The organism is Actinoplanes sp. NPDC000266, from assembly GCF_042899005.1.
Lineage (GTDB): Bacteria > Actinomycetota > Actinomycetes > Mycobacteriales > Micromonosporaceae > Actinoplanes.
This window is the reverse complement of sequence record NZ_JBIAZI010000016.1, coordinates 38,072-57,236: the sequence shown is the minus strand read 5'-3', so window position 1 is coordinate 57,236 and position 19,165 is coordinate 38,072. Positions and strand designations below refer to the sequence as shown.

At 68.3% G+C, this 19,165-nt stretch carries 20 protein-coding genes, 1 tRNA gene and 1 pseudogene; 10 read left to right on the top strand and 12 right to left on the bottom strand.

Annotated elements, in window-relative coordinates; translation table 11 throughout:
- Positions 1 to 522: 522 nt before the first annotated feature.
- Positions 523 to 870: pseudogene (locus tag ACFY36_RS45270) on the top strand (DUF2750 domain-containing protein); the annotation flags it as partial.
- A gap of 11 nt (positions 871 to 881) precedes the next feature.
- Here the strand turns inward: ACFY36_RS45270 and ACFY36_RS45265 are convergent.
- On the bottom strand, positions 882 to 1,772 hold the full coding sequence (locus tag ACFY36_RS45265) for a hypothetical protein (RefSeq protein ID WP_499752255.1): 891 nt from the start codon (positions 1,770 to 1,772) through the stop codon (positions 882 to 884).
- A gap of 31 nt (positions 1,773 to 1,803) precedes the next feature.
- On the opposite strand from ACFY36_RS45265, the gene ACFY36_RS45260 reads away from it, so the two are divergent.
- The 3 genes from ACFY36_RS45260 to ACFY36_RS45250 all read left to right on the top strand — a co-directional run bounded on the left by ACFY36_RS45260 (position 1,804) and on the right by ACFY36_RS45250 (position 3,416).
- Positions 1,804 to 2,508, top strand: coding sequence for a hypothetical protein (locus tag ACFY36_RS45260; protein ID WP_499752254.1), 705 nt, complete (start codon positions 1,804 to 1,806; stop codon positions 2,506 to 2,508).
- A 93-nt stretch (positions 2,509 to 2,601) separates the two neighbouring features.
- The gene (locus tag ACFY36_RS45255; protein ID WP_499752119.1) at positions 2,602 to 3,039 is read left to right on the top strand and encodes a response regulator; all 438 of its coding nucleotides are present in this window, start codon (positions 2,602 to 2,604) and stop codon (positions 3,037 to 3,039) included.
- A 29-nt stretch (positions 3,040 to 3,068) separates the two neighbouring features.
- Positions 3,069 to 3,416, top strand: a complete 348-nt coding sequence (locus ACFY36_RS45250; protein WP_499752118.1) for a PRC-barrel domain-containing protein — start codon at positions 3,069 to 3,071, stop codon at positions 3,414 to 3,416.
- Here ACFY36_RS45250 and ACFY36_RS45245 read toward each other — a convergent pair.
- The 5 genes from ACFY36_RS45245 to ACFY36_RS45225 all read right to left on the bottom strand — a co-directional run bounded on the left by ACFY36_RS45245 (position 3,379) and on the right by ACFY36_RS45225 (position 8,888).
- Positions 3,379 to 4,401, bottom strand: coding sequence for a 3-oxoacyl-ACP synthase III family protein (locus ACFY36_RS45245; protein ID WP_499752117.1), 1,023 nt, complete (start codon positions 4,399 to 4,401; stop codon positions 3,379 to 3,381). The two genes, ACFY36_RS45250 and ACFY36_RS45245, sit on opposite strands and share 38 nt — an antisense overlap.
- A 349-nt stretch (positions 4,402 to 4,750) precedes the next feature.
- The gene (locus tag ACFY36_RS45240) at positions 4,751 to 5,617 is read right to left on the bottom strand and encodes an MHYT domain-containing protein (protein ID WP_499752116.1); all 867 of its coding nucleotides are present in this window, start codon (positions 5,615 to 5,617) and stop codon (positions 4,751 to 4,753) included.
- 192 nt (positions 5,618 to 5,809) lie between these two features.
- Positions 5,810 to 6,217 carry a hypothetical protein gene (locus ACFY36_RS45235; protein WP_499752115.1) on the bottom strand — a complete coding sequence of 136 codons (408 nt, stop codon included), beginning with the start codon at positions 6,215 to 6,217 and terminating at the stop codon, positions 5,810 to 5,812.
- Positions 6,218 to 6,298: 81 nt separating this feature from the next.
- Positions 6,299 to 7,519, bottom strand: coding sequence for a L,D-transpeptidase (locus ACFY36_RS45230; RefSeq protein ID WP_499752114.1), 1,221 nt, complete (start codon positions 7,517 to 7,519; stop codon positions 6,299 to 6,301).
- Between the two features lie 124 nt (positions 7,520 to 7,643).
- Positions 7,644 to 8,888 carry a L,D-transpeptidase gene (locus ACFY36_RS45225; protein ID WP_499752113.1) on the bottom strand — a complete coding sequence of 415 codons (1,245 nt, stop codon included), beginning with the start codon at positions 8,886 to 8,888 and terminating at the stop codon, positions 7,644 to 7,646.
- Between the two features lie 146 nt (positions 8,889 to 9,034).
- Between ACFY36_RS45225 and ACFY36_RS45220 the strand changes: the two genes are divergently transcribed.
- Positions 9,035 to 9,110 (top strand) — tRNA-Lys (locus tag ACFY36_RS45220).
- A gap of 250 nt (positions 9,111 to 9,360) precedes the next feature.
- Here ACFY36_RS45220 and ACFY36_RS45215 read toward each other — a convergent pair.
- Together ACFY36_RS45215 and ACFY36_RS45210 are read right to left on the bottom strand one after the other, a co-directional pair.
- Positions 9,361 to 10,224, bottom strand: coding sequence for a site-specific integrase (locus ACFY36_RS45215; protein WP_499752112.1), 864 nt, complete (start codon positions 10,222 to 10,224; stop codon positions 9,361 to 9,363).
- Complete coding sequence (locus ACFY36_RS45210) at positions 10,143 to 10,622, bottom strand: hypothetical protein (RefSeq protein WP_499752111.1); 480 nt, start codon at positions 10,620 to 10,622, stop codon at positions 10,143 to 10,145. The genes ACFY36_RS45215 and ACFY36_RS45210 overlap by 82 nt, the downstream gene beginning before the upstream one ends.
- An 81-nt stretch (positions 10,623 to 10,703) precedes the next feature.
- Between ACFY36_RS45210 and ACFY36_RS45205 the strand changes: the two genes are divergently transcribed.
- Positions 10,704 to 11,444: a hypothetical protein gene (locus tag ACFY36_RS45205; protein WP_499752110.1), complete on the top strand. Its 741-nt coding sequence runs from the start codon at positions 10,704 to 10,706 to the stop codon at positions 11,442 to 11,444.
- Positions 11,445 to 11,463: 19 nt separating this feature from the next.
- Here the strand turns inward: ACFY36_RS45205 and ACFY36_RS45200 are convergent, their stop codons facing one another.
- The gene (locus ACFY36_RS45200; protein WP_499752109.1) at positions 11,464 to 11,877 is read right to left on the bottom strand and encodes a hypothetical protein; all 414 of its coding nucleotides are present in this window, start codon (positions 11,875 to 11,877) and stop codon (positions 11,464 to 11,466) included.
- Positions 11,878 to 12,354: 477 nt separating this feature from the next.
- On the opposite strand from ACFY36_RS45200, the gene ACFY36_RS45195 reads away from it, so the two are divergent.
- On the top strand, positions 12,355 to 12,705 hold the full coding sequence (locus ACFY36_RS45195) for an immunity protein TriTu family protein (protein ID WP_499752108.1): 351 nt from the start codon (positions 12,355 to 12,357) through the stop codon (positions 12,703 to 12,705).
- Between the two features lie 160 nt (positions 12,706 to 12,865).
- On the opposite strand, the gene ACFY36_RS45190 is transcribed toward ACFY36_RS45195, so the two are convergent.
- Both ACFY36_RS45190 and ACFY36_RS45185 read right to left on the bottom strand, forming a co-directional pair.
- Positions 12,866 to 13,387 carry a DNA-directed RNA polymerase subunit beta family protein gene (locus tag ACFY36_RS45190; protein WP_499752107.1) on the bottom strand — a complete coding sequence of 174 codons (522 nt, stop codon included), beginning with the start codon at positions 13,385 to 13,387 and terminating at the stop codon, positions 12,866 to 12,868.
- A gap of 704 nt (positions 13,388 to 14,091) precedes the next feature.
- Positions 14,092 to 14,802 (bottom strand): TetR/AcrR family transcriptional regulator, encoded by a 711-nt coding sequence (locus tag ACFY36_RS45185; protein WP_499752106.1) that lies wholly within the window; start codon positions 14,800 to 14,802, stop codon positions 14,092 to 14,094.
- 90 nt (positions 14,803 to 14,892) lie between these two features.
- Between ACFY36_RS45185 and ACFY36_RS45180 the strand changes: the two genes are divergently transcribed.
- Positions 14,893 to 15,858 (top strand): NAD(P)-dependent alcohol dehydrogenase, encoded by a 966-nt coding sequence (locus tag ACFY36_RS45180; protein WP_499752105.1) that lies wholly within the window; start codon positions 14,893 to 14,895, stop codon positions 15,856 to 15,858.
- A gap of 282 nt (positions 15,859 to 16,140) precedes the next feature.
- Here ACFY36_RS45180 and ACFY36_RS45175 read toward each other — a convergent pair whose 3' ends face one another.
- Positions 16,141 to 16,710 carry a TetR/AcrR family transcriptional regulator gene (locus ACFY36_RS45175; protein WP_499752104.1) on the bottom strand — a complete coding sequence of 190 codons (570 nt, stop codon included), beginning with the start codon at positions 16,708 to 16,710 and terminating at the stop codon, positions 16,141 to 16,143.
- Positions 16,711 to 16,799: 89 nt separating this feature from the next.
- Between ACFY36_RS45175 and ACFY36_RS45170 the strand changes: the two genes are divergently transcribed.
- Both ACFY36_RS45170 and ACFY36_RS45165 read left to right on the top strand, forming a co-directional pair.
- Positions 16,800 to 17,444, top strand: a complete 645-nt coding sequence (locus ACFY36_RS45170; protein ID WP_499752103.1) for an O-methyltransferase — start codon at positions 16,800 to 16,802, stop codon at positions 17,442 to 17,444.
- A 191-nt stretch (positions 17,445 to 17,635) separates the two neighbouring features.
- Positions 17,636 to 19,159: an alkaline phosphatase D family protein gene (locus ACFY36_RS45165; RefSeq protein WP_499752102.1), complete on the top strand. Its 1,524-nt coding sequence runs from the start codon at positions 17,636 to 17,638 to the stop codon at positions 19,157 to 19,159.
- The last annotated feature ends 6 nt before the right edge of the window (positions 19,160 to 19,165 follow it).

The following is a 19,165-nucleotide window of genomic DNA, read 5'->3' as shown; positions in this document are numbered from 1 at the left end:
ATTCCTCTTTCTTGTACAAAATGTTTAGCCATGATCGTCCGAAAAGCTGATCTCCCTCATCCACCCGAATCCTTGCCTTCACGCAAATGCAATATGGCGATATAGCAATGCGAAACCCCCGCCCATCAGCGGCTTCACATTCCACCGCTCCCCCACTCAGCAAAGATCACGAATGTCCAGGCACCCATAAATCGCCGCGACCGCGCGAACCGGTAGGAAACAGCGCGCGGCAGGGGTGTCGACACGAAGCCTCATAGGCCCGCAGCATCGCCTCGCGCCTCGTGCCGCCGCTGCTCCGCGTGGGCAACCATGTGTCCGGCCGCCAGCCCGGCACGGGGACGCGGGGCGGTGCGAGGCACGCGTCCCGGAACGGCGCGGGTTCGGCCGTCCCGGCAATCGTGTGCCCGGCGGCCGGCGCGAGCGGGAGACAAGAGGCGTCAGTGGATGTCTGATGCCTGGGGCAACTCCCCCTAAGGTCTAAATAGTGGGTCGAACCCACTCGAAAGTGCCTGATGCGACACGATGGAGGCGTACAAGCAGGAGGGAGAGCCACGGATGTCGCTCAGCGGAGCCCACCGGGCGGCGTTTCGCCGGGAGGCGGGTCGCGAGGGGCGTGTCTTCTCGATTCGCGATGCCGAAGGACTTCCCGCGCCGGCGGGGGCCGACGGGATGCGTACTGTGCCCTTCTGGTCCAAGGCGACCCGGGCCAGCCGCGTGGTGGGGCAGGTTCCGGCGTACCAGGGCTTCGAGGTGGTCGAAGTCGAGGTCGAGGAGTGGCTGTCCGGCTGGCTCGACCGCATGGAACGCGACGGCATGCTGGTCGGCGTCAACTGGTCCGGCGCCCGCGCCACGGGCTTCGACGTGTCCCCCAGCCAGGTCCGTCAGTGGTTCGCGGAGGCCCCGGACGAACCCGGTCCGCCCACCCCTCCCGCAGCGATCGAACCTCGCACGACAAAGGCCGCCACATCGCCCAAAGCCGACACCACGAAACGCCCAACGCCCTCAGCGATCACCGCCGAGGAGTCGCCCACACCGTCGGCGACCAGCTCCGGAAAATCGGCGAGGCCCCCAGCGACCAGCTCTCGGAAGTCGGCAACACCTCCCGCGATCGACTCCGGGAAGACGGCAACGCCCTCGGCAATCAACTCCGGCAAGACGACGGCACCCCCAGCGATCAGCTCCCGAAAGTCGGCAACACCTCCCGCGATCGACTTTAAGAAGACGGCAACTGCCCCAGCGATCGACTCCGGCAAGACGGCAACGCCCTCGGCAATCGACTCCGGCAAGACGTCGGCGCCCTCAGCGATCAGCCCCGAGAAACCGGCAACACCTGCCGCCATCGACTCCGGGAAGACCACGCCACGCCCAGCGATCAGCGCCAAGAAACCGGCAACACCGCCGGTGGTCGACTCTGGGAAGACGACGGCGCCGCCAGCGGTCGGGGAATCGGCGTTGCCGCCGGCGATCAGCTCCGGGAAGACGGCGACACCGGCGGCTGCCGAGCCGGCGGACACGGCAGCCGGCTCCGAGGAGAAACCGTCGGCCTCTGGTGAGGCTGTCAAGGTGGCGAAACCATCGGTGGCCGGTTCCAAGAAGAGGGCGTCGCCGTCGTCCGTCGCTGAGCCCGGCAAGGTGGGGACGCCGTTGACCGGCGGTCCCAAGAAGGCGGCTGACCGGCCGGCGATCGCCTCGGCCGCGACGTCGGTGAAGGGCGGGGCCAAGAAGATGGCAACACCGTCGAAGAAGGTGCCGTCGGCGACAAAAGACTCCAAGACGCCGACCCCGGGAACGGCGGAGGGCGCGATGCCGCTGGAAGGAACCTCCGAGCGTGCGACGCCGACAGCGGGAGACGCCGACCAGGCGCTGCCGTCTACCGGTGAGTCCGCGGCTGGAAGGGTCGTGAGTGGCGACGAGGCGCCGCTCGGAGCTGCTCCGGCGGCCGATGTCGAAGTGTCGGGAGACGGGAAGAGGGCTGATGGCGCCAACGGCGGGGGAACGCCAGTGATCAGCCGGCTTGCCAACTCTCAAGACACGCGTGTTGAGGCTGGTCAGCCGACGGAAAAAGACTTAGCCGGCGGAGAGCAGCGGCGAACTGCGGCGGACGCGAGTGGGACGCCCGCGGCGGACGTGGAGGTTGAGGGTTCGGATGAGGAGAGCTTGACCAAGGCCGGACCGGTCGCCGCGAAGGTCAAGGCGGGGACGCAGGCAGCGGCGGCCAAGGTCGCGCACGCGGCAGCCGAGAAAGTTGAGGCCGGAGCCCACGCGGCCAAGGAGAAAGTTGAGGCCGGAGCGCACGCGGCCAAGGAGAAAGTTGAGGCCGGGGCTCATGCGGCGGCCGAGAAAGTTGAGGCCGGAGCCCACGCGGCCAAAGAGAAGGTTGAGGCGGGGGCCGCGGCGGTCAAAGCTCGCGCCCGCGCCGCCGCGGCGAAAGTCAAAGGTGGCGGTGAGGAAGCTGCCGAAGAGGGTGGCCGAGACTCGCGGCGGCGGGCTCGTAAAGGTCATCCGTGAAGGGAACTGAGTGAGTAGGATTTCAGTCGCCCGGCAGTAGTTGGACGGGGCAGGTACCCCTATGCTTGCGGGACGGCAAACAAAGGGGCTTCCGTGCGCAGTCTGCAGATCCTCGTCGTTGACGACGATGATGCCGACGCTCTCATGATTTCTGAGGCGTTGGAGACGGCGGACACCAGCGCGTCCGTCGATCGGGTGGCCGACGGGCGGGAAGCGCTGGACTATCTGCGCCGGCAGAGTCCGTACGAGCAAGCGCACCGGCCCGATCTCATTTTGCTCGATCTCAACATGCCGCGGATGGATGGGCGGGAGACGCTCGCCGCCATCAAGAGCGATGATGTGCTCAAGGCGATCCCGGTGGTCATCCTGACCACCTCGGGCGCGGCTCCAGACATCGTGGCCAGCTATCAGCATCGGGCCAACGCCTACGTGACCAAGCCGTTCGGGCTCGATGATTTCGAGAGCACAGTGCAGCTGATCAACCGGTTCTACCGTGAGGTGGCCAGCCTGCCGCAGGCCGGCCAGGCTTAACGGCTCCCGCCCCCGGGTATCGGGGGCACATGACCGAAAACCAAGCACCCGAGGATCTCGGTGCGCCTGTCGCCTATCTCGTGCTGAAGGACGGCACCGCCGTCTACGACCGGTCGGGCGCCAAGGCCGGCACCGTCGAGCACGTGCTCTCCGACGATCAGCAGGACGTGTTCCACGGGCTGGTCATCGACACCGGGAACGGGCACCGGTTCGCGCCCGCGGCGCAGGTCGACGGGCTCTTCGAGCACGGGGTGATCATTGCCGTGCCGGCCACCGAACTGCCCGAACCGAGCGAGGACCCGTCCGCGTCCGTCGCCGATGAAGGGCTGCGGAACACGCTCAAGAAGGCGTGGAACTGGCTGATCCAGCCGAAGTAGGCGCCTTCCAGCGCAGCAGGCAGGCGCCCACCGACATGCCGCCGCCGAAGCCGGCCATGAGGACGACGTCGCCGTCCTTCAGCGCGCCCTTGCGGGCCGCGTCGTCCAACGTCACCGGCACCGAGGCGCTGCCGACGTTGCCGTAGCGGTCGAGCGTCAGGTGGGTGGTGGCCGCGGTCAGGCCGGTCGCCTCGACCAGCTCGGCCAGCATGACGCCGTTCGCCTGGTGGGGCACGAAGTGGTCGACCTCGTCGACCGCGACGCCGGCCCGCTTCAGCAGCGTCTCGAACGCCGGCGGGACGCCGCTGTTGACGAACTCGCGGACGCCGCGGCCGTTCATCTTGAAGTAGTGGTCGCCGTTCGCCACCGTCTCGGCCGACGCCGGGAGGCGGCTGCCGCCGGCCGGCACGTGGATCAGCTCGTTCGCCTCGCCGCGCGACACCAGCTCCAGGTCGAGCAGGCCGTAGCCGTCGGGGACGGCGCCCATCACCGCGGCGCCGGCGCCGTCGCCGAACAGGACGGCCGTGCGTCGGTCGCCGAAGTCGAGGATGCGCGAGTAGATGTCCGTCGCGATCACCAGCACCTTGGCGCCGGGACTGGTGGCGATGAGGCTGTTGGCCAGGGCGACGCCGAAGACGAAGCCGGCGCAGACGACGTTGATGTCGAAGCAGGCGGCCCGGTCGGCGCCGATCTTCTCCTGGACGAGCGTCGACGTCGGCGGCTGCGGAGAGTCACCGGTGGACGTGGAGACGATCAGGTAGTCGATGTCCACCGCCTCGAGCCCGGAGGCCTCCAGGGCCTGGACCGCGGCCTTGGCCGCCAGGTCCGAGGCCGCCTCGTCGGGGGCGGCGAAACGACGGGCCTCGATCATGGTCTTGCGGCTGACCCACGCGGGGTCGGCGTCCGGCACCCGGCGCACCAGATCTTCGTTGGTGACTACCTCAACCGGCAGGTAGGAGCCGGTTCCCAGGATGCCCACGCCCATGTCGCTCTGCCTCTTCCGTCGAGCCCACCCGCCGTCGAGGAAAGAGGCTAACCGCCTTTGGTTGTAACAATCGGCCATGATCATCTCCGCGATCGACGGGAAGGGGATCAGCGCTCGGAACAGTAAGGAAAAGCGAAGATCAACAAGGTCGAAGCGTCATGACCCCGGGCACGCTCCGTGATCAGAACCGCCCAGCAAGGCCCCACCCTCGCAAAACGCGTTCGATCGTCACGCGTCGCTACGCGGAAAGGGCAAGTAGTTGCCCGGAGACAAATGGCACAGAAAAAGCCGGCGCCGAGGCGCCGGCTTTCTCAGTGGCCGGCCGGGGGGACAGCCGGCCAGGGTGGGATCAGCGGGACGAGCGGTCCCGGTAGGTCCAGGCTCCGGAGCTCAGACCGCCGGCCCGCTCGGGGCCGGTCGCCTGCTGCGGGACGCGGGCGGCGGCCTCCTCGCGGCGCTGGGCCAGGTAGGCCGCGGCGGCGCGGTCCTCGGCGGTCGGGGCCGACATCAGGGCGTACGCCAGGCCGATGATGCCGAAGACCACGGCCAGGCCGATCGGGACCAGCATGCCGCCGGCGGTCGCGCCGGGCAGCGCGCCGGTGGACGGGTGCGTCTCCACCGACATCGCGAGCATGCCGGTGAAGTGCATGCCGTTGACCGCGATGCCCATGACGAGCGCGGCCGCGAAGATGACCAGCGGGCGGCGGACCGTGACCGCGAGGAACAGCGCCACCGCCGCGGCGACGACCGCGATGCCGATCGACAGGCCGACGTACGTCATGCCGTACGAGACGTCGCCGTTGAGGTTCATCGCGGCCATGCCGGTGTAGTGCATCGCGGCCACGCCGAGACCGGCGATCACGCCACCGGCGACGATCCGGAAGTTCTGAGCGCCCTTGCCGAGCGCCGCGATCGTGAGGCCCACGCCGACCGCGACGACCGCGATGATCGCGCTGGCCGCGGTGAGGCCGACGTCGTACCGGATGGGCGTGCCGTTGACCTTGAAGCCCATCATGGCGACGAAGTGCATGCTCCAGATCGCCGTGCCGCCCAACGACAGCGAGGCCAGCACCAGCCACCAGGCGCGTTCGCCGCGCGCGGTTGCCGAGCGTAGCCGTACGGCACAGGTCAGACCCAACATCGAACCCAGCACCGAGAGGACGTAGCTGACCGTCGGTGTGATCCACCCGTGGTCGAAATGATGGATCTGCGCCATCGCGGTTCCTTTCTAAGAGCCCCGCTCCGGGAGTGCATCTTGCACGTCGTCCGGTGATCGCGAAAGACATGAGCGTCACCTTCTCGCTACAGATGGAGAAACAGCCGGAAGGCATTGCCCGATCGTCTGATTCCGCAGGTCAGCGGCGAGTTCTTTGTCCGCTTTTACGATCATCAATGGCAGTCTGGGCGCTCATCCGACCGTCTGTAGCCCGCTGTCCGCACATACCTGGGCCATATCGGCGGCGGCCGCGCTGACCGCGGCGACCGCGTCGGGCTCACTCTCCGTGCCCTCGCTTGCGCTTGCTTGGGTGTACGCCACGGCGAGCGCCTGGGCGGCGTCAGCCACCGGCGCGTCGGCGGTGGCGCTCACGTTCACGATGCCGTCGACGACGCCCTCCTGCATGAGACTGGCGTCGGCCACCGCGGCGGCCAGCGCCGTGCAGGTCAGCGTGCCGGGCGGATCGTCGGCGATCTCGGCGGCCGCACTCGGCGCTGACGTGGCGGCGGTCGACACGGCCGGCGTAGGCGCGGGCTTGCTTGAGCACCCGGCCGGCACGAGAAGGGCAGCCAACGCGAGGCACCCCGCGATTTGTCTCATTCATCCAGATTAGGGGCGCTCACCGACGTACAAAAGCAAAAGGGCCCGGCCGAAGACGGCCGAGCCCTTGCGACGCTGCCCTTAGAGGTACGAGCCCTTCTTGTACTCTTCCCAGCTCATGTTCCAGTCGGTCCAGCCGTTGCCGTTCTTCAGCTTCTCCTCGGTGCCCGAGACCGTGATCACGTCGCCCATGAGGGTCTTGTTGAACAGCCAGGCGCCCATCGCCTCGGAGACGTTCACGCAGCCGTGCGAGACGTTGACCTTGCCCTGCTTGCCCTCGGACCAGGGAGCGGCGTGGATGTACTGCCCGGACCAGGTGATGCGCTGGGCGAAGTCGATCGGCGTGCGGTAGCCCTCTTCGGGACCGAGCTCGTCCATCGTGTCGAAGACCGTGTGCTTCTTCTTCTCGATGACGACCATCGTGCCGCTCGAGGACGGGGTCTTGGGCTTGCCCAGGCTGACCGGCAGGGTCTTGATGACCTTGCCGTTCTCCTTGACCGTCATCTGCTTGGTCTTGTTCGACACCGTCATGATCAGCGAGCGGCCGATCTTGAGGTCGACGGTCATGTCGGTCCGGCCGTAGTAGCCGTTGCCCAGCGGGACGCCGCCCAGGGCCACCTTGTAGAAGACCTTGGAGTTGGCCTTCCAGTAGACCTTCGGCCGGTAGTGCACCTCGGTCGCGCTGGTCCAGTGCCAGGTGCCCTCCTGGGCCGGGGTGGCGGTGACCGTCATGCGGCGCTCGACGTCGTCGCGGTAGCTCTCGGGGATGCTCTGGTTGAACTTGATGATCAGCGGCATGCCGACGCCGACGGTCTGGTTGTCGCCGAGGAAGCTCGTCGCGCGGATCGTCTTCGAAGGCTTCGCCATGGTGGTGAAGGTGCTCGTGGTGGTGTTGGTCTTGCCCTCGGCCTCGGGGCCGGTCACCGTGACGGTGTATTTGGTGCCGTACGACAGCGCCTTGGCCGGTGTGAAGGTCTTGGCGTCCTTGTCGAGGGTGCCCTCGACCTCTTTGCCGGCGGCGTCGGTCACCGCGACGGAGGTCACGTCGGCGTCCTCGGTCGTGTATTTGATCGGGCTGATGGCGACGACGTTCTTGGCGTCGGCGGCCGGCGAGGTCACCGCGACGGTGCTCGGCTTGGGCGCCTCCGACTGGGAGTCACCCGCGGGCGCGCCCGCGCTGCTGCCGGGCGTCGCGCCCTGCCACGCCGACGACGACTTCTTGTCGTCCCCGCCGCAGGCGGCCGCGCTCAGCAGCACGCTTCCCGCGACCACAGTGATCGCGGCGAGTCGCCAGCGTTTCATACCCCAGGTCTTCATGGTCCCTCTCACGGCGTCGTCATCCCCGGCGCCCAATACTGCTTTGTTTTTCCCCCATGACCAATCCCGGAATCGTGCCGCTCCCGGATTTAAGAGCGGACATCTCCGGCTATTTCAGGCTTTCCGGCACAGGGAGGGCGCTGCCTTTTTTGAACTCATCCCAACTGACGTCCCACGGCGTCCATCCGTTGCCGTAGTCGAGCTTGTCCTCGGTGCCCTTCACCGTGACCGGGTCGCCGATCAGCGTGTTGTCGAACAGCCAGCGGGCGTTCGACGGCGAGACGTTCACACAGCCGTGCGAGACGTTGCGGCTGCCCTGGGCGCCGGTCGACCACGGCGCCGAGTGAATGTACTGACCCGACCAGGTGAGGCGCTGGGCGTACTGGATCTCGGTGCGGTAGCCGTTCACCGGGCCGAGCTCGGCCCGGGTGTCGAACACCGTCTCGGCCAGCTTGTCCATCACGACCATGGTGCCGCTCGACGACGGGGTGCTCTTCTTACCGAGACTCACCGGCATCGTCTTGACCGTCTTGCCGTTCTGCAACACGGTCATCTTCTTGCTCGCGTTGTCGACCTTCATCTCGAAGTCCCGGCCGATCTTCGCGGTGGCGCTCCGGTCGCGGTCGCCGTAGCGCCCGCCACCGGTCGGCAGGCCACCGACGGCGACCCGGACCGCGATCGTGGTGCCGGACTTCCAGAACTCAGGACCGCGGTAGTACGCCTGCGTGCCGCTCGACGTCCACGACCAGACACCGGGCTGGGCCGGGCTGGTGGTGACGAACATGCGGCGCTCGACGGCGGCCCGGTCGGCCTTCTTGATGCCCGGGCTGAACTCGACGACGATCGGCATGGCCACGCCGTACGTCTTGCCGTCGAACAGATAAAGGCCGGTGCCCGTCTTCTTGCCCGGGGCGCCCATCGTCGTGAACTTGGTGGTGGCCGTCTTGGTCTGTCCGCCGTCGCTCGTGGCGGTGACGCTCGCCGCGTACGTCTGCTTGGTCTTGAGAGGCGTGCTCGGCACCCAGGAGGAGCCGTCGGCGCGCAGGGTGCCCTTGACCGCGGCGCCGGACGCGTCCTTGAGTGCGACGCTCGTCACCTTGGCGCCGGCCACCTTGAAGCCGATCTCGGTGCTGACCGGCACGTTGCTCTTCCCCGCGGCCGGCGTCACCGCCAGGCTGATCGGCACGGTGGCCGACTCGACAACGGGAGCCTGGGCACTGGAGGAGGCGGACGGATCCACCCAGGCGTGTGGTTTGTCGCCTTTGTCCTCATCACCGCCACACCCCGACAGCGCGAGCGGCGTGATCACTGCCGTCGCCATGAACGCCACCAGCGTGCGCCGCATGCTGACCATCCCTGAAGGCCGATCTGAAGTTTGCGGGGCCATCCTGCCTCATGGATGCAAGAGATCGAGTCCCCCTGGGGGTTGAGATCTTTCGGGAGGGGGGCGGATTTCAGGCTGGGCCGGGGTGGGTGCTAATGTTTCCCCGTTGCCAACGAGCGCCGCTAGCTCAACTGGCAGAGCAGCGGACTCTTAATCCGCGGGTTGTAGGTTCAAGTCCTACGCGGCGCACCACGCATCATCAGGCCGTATAGCTTTCGAGCTATGCGGCCTTGTTCTTTGTGGGACGTGTGTGGGCGCCGCCGTTTTCCACCTGGTCGCGGCTTTGCAGGCCTGGTCACCGGCCGTCTTGGCGTGGTGATCTCGACCCGGTCAGCGGATTTCGTCGGGTGATCGTTTCGCCGGTGTCGGTGGCCGGGATTGCGGGCTGCGGCGGCGAGCACCAGCTTCGCGGTGGCTTCGGCAGCGTAGGCCAGCAGGTCGGTCAGTAGGTGTCGGCGGTCAGCACGATGCTGGAGTGCCCCAGCTGGGCCTGCACCGTCTTCAGGTCGACGCCGGAGCAATGGGCGAGGCTGGCCGCGCCGTGGCGCAGGTCGTGCAGCCGGACCGGTGGCAGCCCCGACTCGATCACCAGATGCCGGACCCGGCGGGTCAGAAAGTCCGGGTGCAGCGGCGCCCCGTCCTCGTCGACGAACACGTACCCGGTGTCCTGCCAGCGCTCCCCCGCCGCCTGTTGCTCGACGCGCTGCCGACGCCGGTGCTCGCGCAGCAACCGCACGGTGTGCCGATCCAAGGCGATCAGACGCCGACTGGCGGCCGTCTTGGGCGGGCCAACCGTGACCATCCGGCCGTTGGCGATCCGCTGCTGCTCGATCATCGCCACGCCCGCCTCGAGATCCATGTCGGCCCAGCGCGGCCCGGCAGCCTCACCGCGGCGCAGCCCGCGTAGCGCGATCAGCCACCACAGGACCGCCAGCCGATCCTTCGCCATGAATCCGAGGAAGGTGGCGGTTTGCTCGGTGGTCCAAGCCGCCACCGCCGGCCGTTCCCCGCTCTGCCGCCAGGCTTCGACCCGCTGGGCGGTCCACACCAGGGCGTGCGGACGGCGCGGGGACGGCACCTCGACGTAGCGGGCCGGGTTGTCCCGCAGCAGACCCTCCCGAATTGCCGCGTTCGACGCCGACCGCAGGGTCGCCCGGATCCGGTGCAGGGTCGACGGAATCGGTGTGCGCCCGTACCGGTTCGTGGTCACGGCGATGGCCGTGATCATGTCGGTGATGTGCCGCCCGGCGAGCGCAGCGTGGTCGGCCGGATCCGCGTCCGGGTGGTCAGCCAGTAGCGCAGCCACCGCTCGACCGTCCAGCCCTCGGCGGTCGCCGCGACACCGTCACCAAGCAGCGCGTCGCGGGCCGCGACCGCTTCCCGCCGGGTCGGATAGCCATCCCGCCGAAGTCGTTCACGCCGGCCCGGCAGCACCGGAACCGCACAGTCGAAGTACCAACTGCCATGGCCCCGCTCGGGCAACTGCGGGCAGGCCGTCGCGCAGCCACGAACCGGCCTTCGCCCGACCTTGCCGGCGGCCCAGGCCCGCTCCGCGGAGTCTCCGTGCATTTGAACCTTTGCCGCGACGGTGACCGCGACCGGGGCAGCGATCTCGGCCGCCAGCCTGTCCGGGCACGGCTCGAACCGGAGCCGGACGGCCGCGGCCGCGCGCTCCCGGTCCGGCTCAGCCGGGAGCGTCGACATCACACCACATCGCTCGCGTGTCACGCGGCCTTCCCTTCCCTGCCGGTGGACTGCCGATCGGCCATGGTGGAGCATTCCCGCATGGGGATGATGGCAGTGCTGCGGCGCCGGCGGGTGCTACGGAGATTCGAGAGCTGGACCCGGCCGACGGCGATGACACCGGAGCGCACCGAGGAGTCGCTCGCGTATCTGACACAGGCGCTGGGGCGCTGGCATCCCGACACCGCCGAGGCCCGGCTGAAGGTGCGTTACTGGCTGGTGGCCGACGGTGACCCGACCGCGGCGCAGCGATCCGCGGAGGCGGAGGCAGCGGACCGGACGGCAGAGTTCGGCGCGGAGCACCTGAAGACGTTCGAGGCCCGCCGGTCTCTCCACCACTTCTACCGCGAGGCGCACGGCCGGAGCGCGGCGCTCCCGCTGATCCGCGCTCTCGCCGACGACATGAGCGAGGCGCTGGGCCCTACCCACCGCGAAACACTGTCGGTCCGGCGCCATCTCGCCTATCAGCTGCGGGACGAAGAGTTGCTCACCGAGTCGATCGTCGTGTCCCGCGCGATGCTCGCTGAGTTGGAGGACCGGCCGTACAGCGACAAGGACCTGCGGGCAACCTGGTTCGTCCTGGCGTCCGCGCTGGAGTACGCCGGCGACCGCGAACAAGCCCTGGTCTACGTGCAGAAGGAGTTGCGCGCCGAACGCGGCGCCATCTACGGGGTGGACGAGAACATCGGGCAGCCGTACCAGAAGACCCTGGAGGCCTGGCAGGACCGGCTCCGCCGGGGCGTGCCACCCCCCAGCCGTACCGCGAAGTCACCCCGCGATTGAGGGTCACGGCCCGAGCGGGTCAGGGCAAAGTGACGACCTGCGCCGCGTACGAAAGGCCGGCACCGAAGCCCGCCTGGGGGATGGAGGCCGCGAGGTCGGCCACGGTGATGCCCGCGGCGTCGAGCGCGCGCCGGGCCAGATCGGGAATGACTGAGGTCGCCCAGCGTAAGACCTCGACCTTGATCTTTTTGGGACGTCGGTGGGACGTGTGTGGGCGCCGCCGTCTTCCGCCCGGTCGGCGCTTCGCGGGCCTGGTCACCGACCGTCTCGGCGTGGTGATCTCGATCCGGTCAGCGGATTTCGCCCGGTGATCGTTGCGGCGATGGGCTCGGCCGGGGTTGCGGGCCGCGGCGGCGAGTACGAGCCGGGTGGTGGCTCGGCGGCGTAGGCGAGCAGGTCGGTCAGGACGCTGGTAGGTGTCGGCCGTGAGCACGATGCTGGAGTGCCCCAGCTGGGCCTGCACCGTCTTGAGGTCGACGCCGGCCTACGACAATCGATACCTACCCCGGCAGCAGCAGTCCTGCTCCCGCTCGCGGAACGCGGCGTCGTCGCCCTGGAAGATTTGCAAAAGGGCTTTCCTCGACGCGGCTGCACTCGGCACCCCGGAGCGGGCGGCCGCCCGCTACGTCAAGCTGCTCCGCAACGCGACCCACGGACACGGCGCCAAGAAGGCCGGGCGGAGGAGACGAACCTGCTTCTCGCGGCACATAACGGTGCAGTACCCCCGGATCTCGCGATGCTCGTCTTCCTGCACCTACTGGTCCTGCTGGCTCATCCCCATGATCTGCGCCGACACCCGAGCAGTAGGCGAAGCGGATAGCGATCGGCATCGTGGACCGCAGCGGTAGCCGCGCGCGGTCGGCGGCAAATCCGGACGCGCCTCGCGCCCGCTGGGAGGATCATCGTCGCTGTGGTCTTTGCGCTCGAGGAGTTGGAGTCAGCGGTTCAGGAACGGGCGAGCACCTGGGCGGGGCTCGAGCTGCATCCGCGCGCCCGTCCTGTTCACCCGAACCATGGGAAACCGGTCACCGGCGTGGAGTTCGAGTCTGCCGTCTGGCTAGTGGAGATCAGCATTTGGAGCACCGGCGAGGCGGACCTGTCCACCGTGCGCCTGACCGACGACCGAGTCGTGAACAAGCACTATGAACTGGCCAATCGAGAAGACCTGGACGCACTGCTCGACGAACTGGTCCGGCTGCTCGCCGAGGACGAGGTCCCGCCAGAAGCCTTCGTCTTCCAGTGGCCGGGCACACCGAGCTGACATCGGATGATCCGCCGGTGATCCTCGGCGAGGAGGCCGACGGCGACCGGTGACGGGCGAGCAACTCGCGGTGTTCCGCGAAGCGACCGTCTTCGCCGCGTTCAGCGCCCCGGGCGCGCTGACCCGCGCTTAGGACGCCGACGCCGCCTGACCGACCCGGTCAGGCGCTGAACCAGATGAAGTCCTGCCCGGGGTCCGACACGTACGCCCGGGTGCACGTGTGCACCTCCGGCGTGACGAGCGTGTCGAACACCGCCGAGCGGTCGAGACAGTCACCGGAGCCGACGCTCATGAGCCGGTTCATGCCGTTGATGCCGTTGGCGTACGGCCGCCAGATCTGCTTCGGAGGGATGCTGGGAACGCACAACTCGGCGAACACCCTGCTGCCTCGCCCGTTCGGAGCGGACAGGCACCAGCCGCTCGAGTTGATGATCCGGTACCAGTTGTCGCCGGTGGCGAGGTGCTCGAAGCGCCATTGGAGACTGCCCTTGGAGGCGCACGGGGACGGGCGGTAGGACACGTCGACGGTCGGTCCCCCCGTGTTGAACGTTTGGTCCAGGCAGTAGTAGGTAGGGGCATGTCTGATCGTCACGAACGACGCGGCGGACGCCGGTGACGCCGCCAAGACGCCACCGGCAATCGCCAGCAAGATGGCCACGGCAAACTTCAGCAACCTGCTCATCGCGCTCCTCCCGTTGATGGATATCAATTGAACCGACACGCGGGGAACGAACGCCAGGTTGCAGTCGGCTGTTTGTCAGGCACTACTGGAACGCTGCGAAGAAGCGATCCCGGAAAGCGTTCATCGTCGTGGCTCGCGTCAGCGCCGGCCACGATCGACGAGGGCTGGTGGTCGCCCAGGAAGACCATCCAGCGGCGCTTCCGTCCTCTATGCCGTCCGCCGATGTGGTCATTCACGACGTGCTTGCTGATGAGGCGGCCGGATACGTGCGCCACGACGGCGTAGACAGTGGCGGTCCGGATCGAGCTCGCGACGTCGACCTCGGATTATCCGTGCAGGGTAGGACGTTGGTCGTGGACCGGTTACCGGGCTGGGCCGCCTACCCGCGGCAGCGCGGCCCGGCCCGTCTCTTCGCACTCAAACACGGGGAGATCGGCCGGTATCGGGCGAACTTCCGGTTTACCGTCACCACCTGCGCTTGCGATCCAAGCTGGCGTTACGAGGACTGGCTGATACTCGTCGCAAACGGCGACATGAGAACTGACGGGTTCGTCTCACGCGAGCCCGGCCAAGCCGGCGACACGGCGAGTGATGGCGGGGCTCAGCCGACGCGCACGATCGGCGGCAGATCCGTGCACTGGATCTTGGCCGGCGCGAACAATGCGACAAGATTTGCGGGCCGCCAAGGTGTAGGCGTGATCATCTCACATACGCATCGGAGATAGGAGTGGCAACGGCCGCTGAGCAGGACGGCGGGCTTTCTCCGGTGTAACGGTGCCGGTGTCCGTGGCGAACCCCCGCAGCGCGAGCGCGGCGAATCGCTGAGACGCTAGGGGACGGAGGTCTGGGTCAAGGCGTTCGAGTCCGCTGTTCAGCGTGAGGACGAGGTCGAGGTCGCGCCGGTGGAAGTCCTGCCGTAACGATCCCTCGGCCTTGGCGCGGCGGACCAGATCGGCGAAGACCTGCTCTGCGTGATCGCGGCGGGCCGCGAGATCGATGCGATCCGCCGCGCTGGGAGAGAATCCGCGGAACAATACGCGGTTGACGGCGTCAAGGACGAGTAGCCGTTCCACGACAACGCTGAACCCGCGCCATGCGGAGGGTTCCTGCGCGGCAACGACAACCCCGTCCACGCACGCGTCCACCTGGCCGGAGAGAACCGCGGCGATGAGATCTCCCCGGGAGGGGAAATGGCGGTGCAAGGTGGCCATACCGACGCCGGAGCGCCGGGCGACAGCTTTCAGCGGTGCGTCGAGCCCGCAGTCGAGGAACACCTCGCGTGCCTCTGCTAGCAGACGTTGGCGGTTCTGCTCAGCATCACGGCGCATCGGCCTCTTGCCGGCCGCGGCCATCCGGGACGCCGACGGCCCACTTGCTCTCACTTGCGCCGTCTCAGCGGTCTTCGGCCCGTCCACGGCCATACGGTATCGCGATGCGGGCATCGTGCCCGGCTCCGTGGATACCCGTCGGCAGCCGGGTGGTGCGACTAGGGCGGGAGAACCGACATGGGCGAGATGCGGGCGGCAATATACGACCGGTACGGACCACCGGAGGTGTTGCGTATCGCCAACGTCGAGCGACCCCAGCCCCGCGAAGGGGAGGTGCTTGTCCGTGTCCTCACGACGAGCCTGAACGGTGGGGAGATTCAGGGCCGCTCCGGCCGGCTACGACTGGTGCTCGGCAACCGGTTCCCGCAACGCACTGGCATCGACCTCGTCGGCGAGGTCGTCGAGACCGGCGCCGGCGTGCAGGACATGCGGTCCGGGCAGAGGGTTTGGGGTATCAGCGAGAATCCTATCGGCACAACCGCCGAATACTTCGCCATCCGGCGGTCCCGGCTCTCCGCCGCGCCCGCCGGGCTGACAGCCGCTGAGGCAGTCACGCTGCTGGCCGGGGGAACCACCGCCCTGACCGCGCTGCGTGAAAAGGCCGCGTTGAAGTCCGGCGAGCGGCTGCTGGTGAGAGGTGCGGCCGGCGGCGTCGGCAGTCTCGCGGTACAGATCGGCAAGCTACTCGGGGCTCACGTCACCGCCACGGCCCGCACCTCCGCGATCGACTTTGCCCGATCGCTCGGCGCCGACCACGTGATCGATTACACCCGCGTCCCGCTGGCCGAGTTCGGTCGCTTCGACGTCGTCCTCGACACTTCGGGGGTGGACCATCGCGCGTTGCGCCGCTTGCTGAATCCCGGCGGCCGCATGGTAGCCATCACCATCGACATGCAGCGGCGTCTTGCCAGCCTGGCATATCTCCTCATATCGACGATCCACGGACCTCGCCGCGTGCGGATCTTCCGCGGCGATCCGACCCCGACGCTGCTGACTGAGCTTGCCGCCATGGCCGAACGCGGCGACGTGCGTCCCGTCATCGACCAGGTCTTTCCCTTCGATGGCATCATCGCGGCACACCACGCCGTGGAAGCCGGTGGTGTACGCGGCAAACACGTTATCGAGATCGCGCGACCGTCGTAACGAGTGCCGGCACCGCACCGGCCCGATCATGCCGACCGCCACGCGCTACCGCCCCATCGTCCGGTTCTCGCCGCAAGACCCCACCCGATCTAGCGCCTGATATCGGTATAAGCGCTGTTAATCCGCGGGTTGTAGGTTCAAGTCCTACGCGGCGCACCAAGCATCACCAGGCCGTATAGCTTTCGAGCTATACGGCCTTGATTCCTTATGGGTCTTGTGTGGGCGCCGCCGCTTCGCCAGCCGGCCTTTGCTGCGACGGGCTCGACCGGGTGGCGTCTCGGGCTATTGCTGGCCGGCCTGGGTGACCAGCGCGTCCAGCAGTGCGGCTGTCACGGGTTCGCCGGTCACGAGCACCCGGAAGTGGATCGGCCCGACCGCCTGGTCGACGAGCAGGTCGATGTCGGCGCCGGGGGGCAGCTCGCCCCGTGCCACGGCCCGGTCGAACGGCACCCGGTCGCGGGCCCGCAGCCGGGGCAGAACCTCCGCTCGCAGCCGGGTGGCCAGCTCCGGATCGTGCTGGGCCTGACCGGCCAAGGCCCGGAACACCGCGCCCGAGTCGGACACCTCGAGGAAGCGGACCAGCTCGTCGAGGTGGGCGCGCAGGTCGGTGTGGAAGGCGCCGGTGTCAGCCAGCGTCAGTTCCTGGGCGCTGTCGGCGGTGAACGCGTCGATGAGAATGTCGGTCTTGGAGCGCCACCACCGGTAGATCGTCTGCTTGGCGACGCCGGCCCGGGCGGCGATGCCCTCGATGGTGACCTTGGCGTAGCCGATTTCGGCGACGAGGTCGTCCGCCGCCTGGAGCACGGCCTCGCGGGCCGCCTCGCTCCGGCCGTGCCGGTTGCCGTGATGCATCGTGCGCTCCTTCCCGTGAGCCCGGGTCGCCCGAGACGTTACAAGATCCGGGGCTTCCATAGACGCGACGTTGCGTCTAGCCTAGCGACATGACGACGACACTGCACGACCCCGCGGTCCGCGACCTGATCGCCCGGCTGTTCACCGAGGCCGAACGCGATGACGAGCGCTCGCCGGGCCGGCCCGCAGCCACGATCACCGCCCAGGAACGCTCGGACCTGCTTGAAGACGTCTACATGCCGATCTCGGCGCGCGGCGGCGACCTGCTCTACACCCTGGTCCGTGCGGCCCGGCCGCAGACGGTGGTCGAGTTCGGCACCTCGTACGGGATCTCGACCCTCTATCTGGCCGCGGCCGTGCGTGACAACGGGATCGGGCACGTCACCACGACCGAGCTCAGTGCGACCAAGGTCAGGGCGGCCCGCGCCAACATCGAGGAGGCCGGGCTCAGCGACCTTGTGACTGTGCTCGAGGGCGACGCCCTGACCACCCTCGGCACAGTCGACGGCCCGATCGGCCTGGCACTGCTCGACGGCTGGAAAGAGATGTGCCTGCCCGTCCTGCGCCTGCTCGAGGACCGGCTCGCCCCGGGCTCCCTGATCGTCGGCGACGACTCCACATTCGACTCGATGAGCAACTACCTGTCCTACGTCCGCGACCCGGCCAACGGCTACGTCAGCATCGACTTTCCGGTCGAGGACGGCATGGAGCTCAGCTGCTGGACGGGCCGCTGATCTCGCGACCGCGGCGTCAAGCGAACATTTCGGGCGGCGCGGCACGGCAGCTCAGCCCGCCCGCGCGTAACGCCGAAAGGCTCCGGTCAACTCTGATTCATCGGCTACTTTCGATAGCTTGCTGGGGCGGCCATCCGGCGGACGGGCGAGCACCGCCGGGCATTCACGTGGCGACCGGAACGTACGCGTTCATGATTGCCATCAAGCGCCGGGTCTTCGTCCTGGGTGGACTGGCCACCGTCGGAATGACCGCCCTCGCCAAACAAGCCAACGCCGCCACGCCCTACCCGTTCAAGCTCGGTGTCGCCTCCGGTGAACCGGACTCGAGCAGTGTCGTGCTCTGGACCCGGCTCGCCCCGGTCCCGCTCAACGCCGACGGTCAGGGCGGCATGCCCAACTCTGACGTCACCGTCGAGTGGCAGGTCTCGGCCACCGACACCTTCGCGACGCTGACCGCCAGCGGCACCGTCACGGCCCGCTACGCCGACGCGCACTCGGTGCATGTCGTCGCCGGCGGGCTCCCGGCCGACGCCGACTACTACTATCGCTTTCGCGCGCAGGGCCACATCTCGGCCGTCGGGCGTACCCGCACCGCGCCGGCCGCCGGCGCCTTCGGCCGTACGCTGAAAATGGCCTTCGCCTCCTGTGCTCACTACGAGTCCGGGTATTTCACCGCCTACCGCCGGATGGCCGAGGACCGGCCCGACCTGATCCTGCACCTGGGTGACTACCTCTACGAGGACGCGACCACCACCGGGTCGGTGCGCGAGCATGCCGGCGCTGAGATCGTCTCGCTGGCCGACTATCGGCGGCGGTACGCGCAGTACAAGAGCGATCCCGATCTGCAGGCCGCGCACGCGATCGCGCCGTGGCTCGTCGTGCCGGACGATCACGAGGTCGAGAACAACTACGCGAACATGGTGCGCGCCGACAGCAGCCCGGCGCTCACCGCCGCCCAGTGGACGGCCCGGCGTACGGCCGCCTACCGCGCCTACTACGAGAACATGCCGCTTCGCCCGGCGGCCGCGCCTTCCGGCAACAGCATCCCGCTCTACCGGCGGGTGCGGTGGGGGCAGCTCGCCACCTTCCACATGCTCGACACCCGCCAGTTCCGCGACGACCAGGCCTGCGGTGACGGCTGGAAAGTCTGCGCCGAAGCCGGCAACAGCGCTCGTACGCTCACCGGCGCGGCCCAGGAGGCTTGGCTTCTCGACGGCCTGGCCCAGCACTACGGCACCTGGGACATCCTCGGTCAGCAGGTCTTCTTCGCCCGGCAGTACGACGCCTCGGGCGCGGCCAGCATGGACGCGTGGGACGGATATCGCGCCTCGCGCTCGCGCATCCAGCAGGGCTGGCGCGACCGGGCCGTCCGCAACCCGCTCGTGCTGACCGGCGACGTGCACGCGGCCTGGGCCAACGACCTGAAGGCCGATTACGCCAACCCGAACTCCGCGACCATCGGCACGGAGCTCGTCTGCACCTCGATCGCGTCGGGCGGGAACGGCTCGGCGACCACCGCGATCCCCAACGCCGCGACGAACCCGCACCTCAAGTTCTACTCCAACCGCCGCGGATACGTCCTCACCACGATCAGCCCGGCCGAGGTGAAGGCCGACTTCCGCTCGATCCCCGTGGTCACCGAGCACGGCGCGGCCGTGTCCACCCTGCGCTCGTTCGTCGTCCAGGACGGCGTTCCCGGCCTCGAGTTGCTTTAGGAGCCC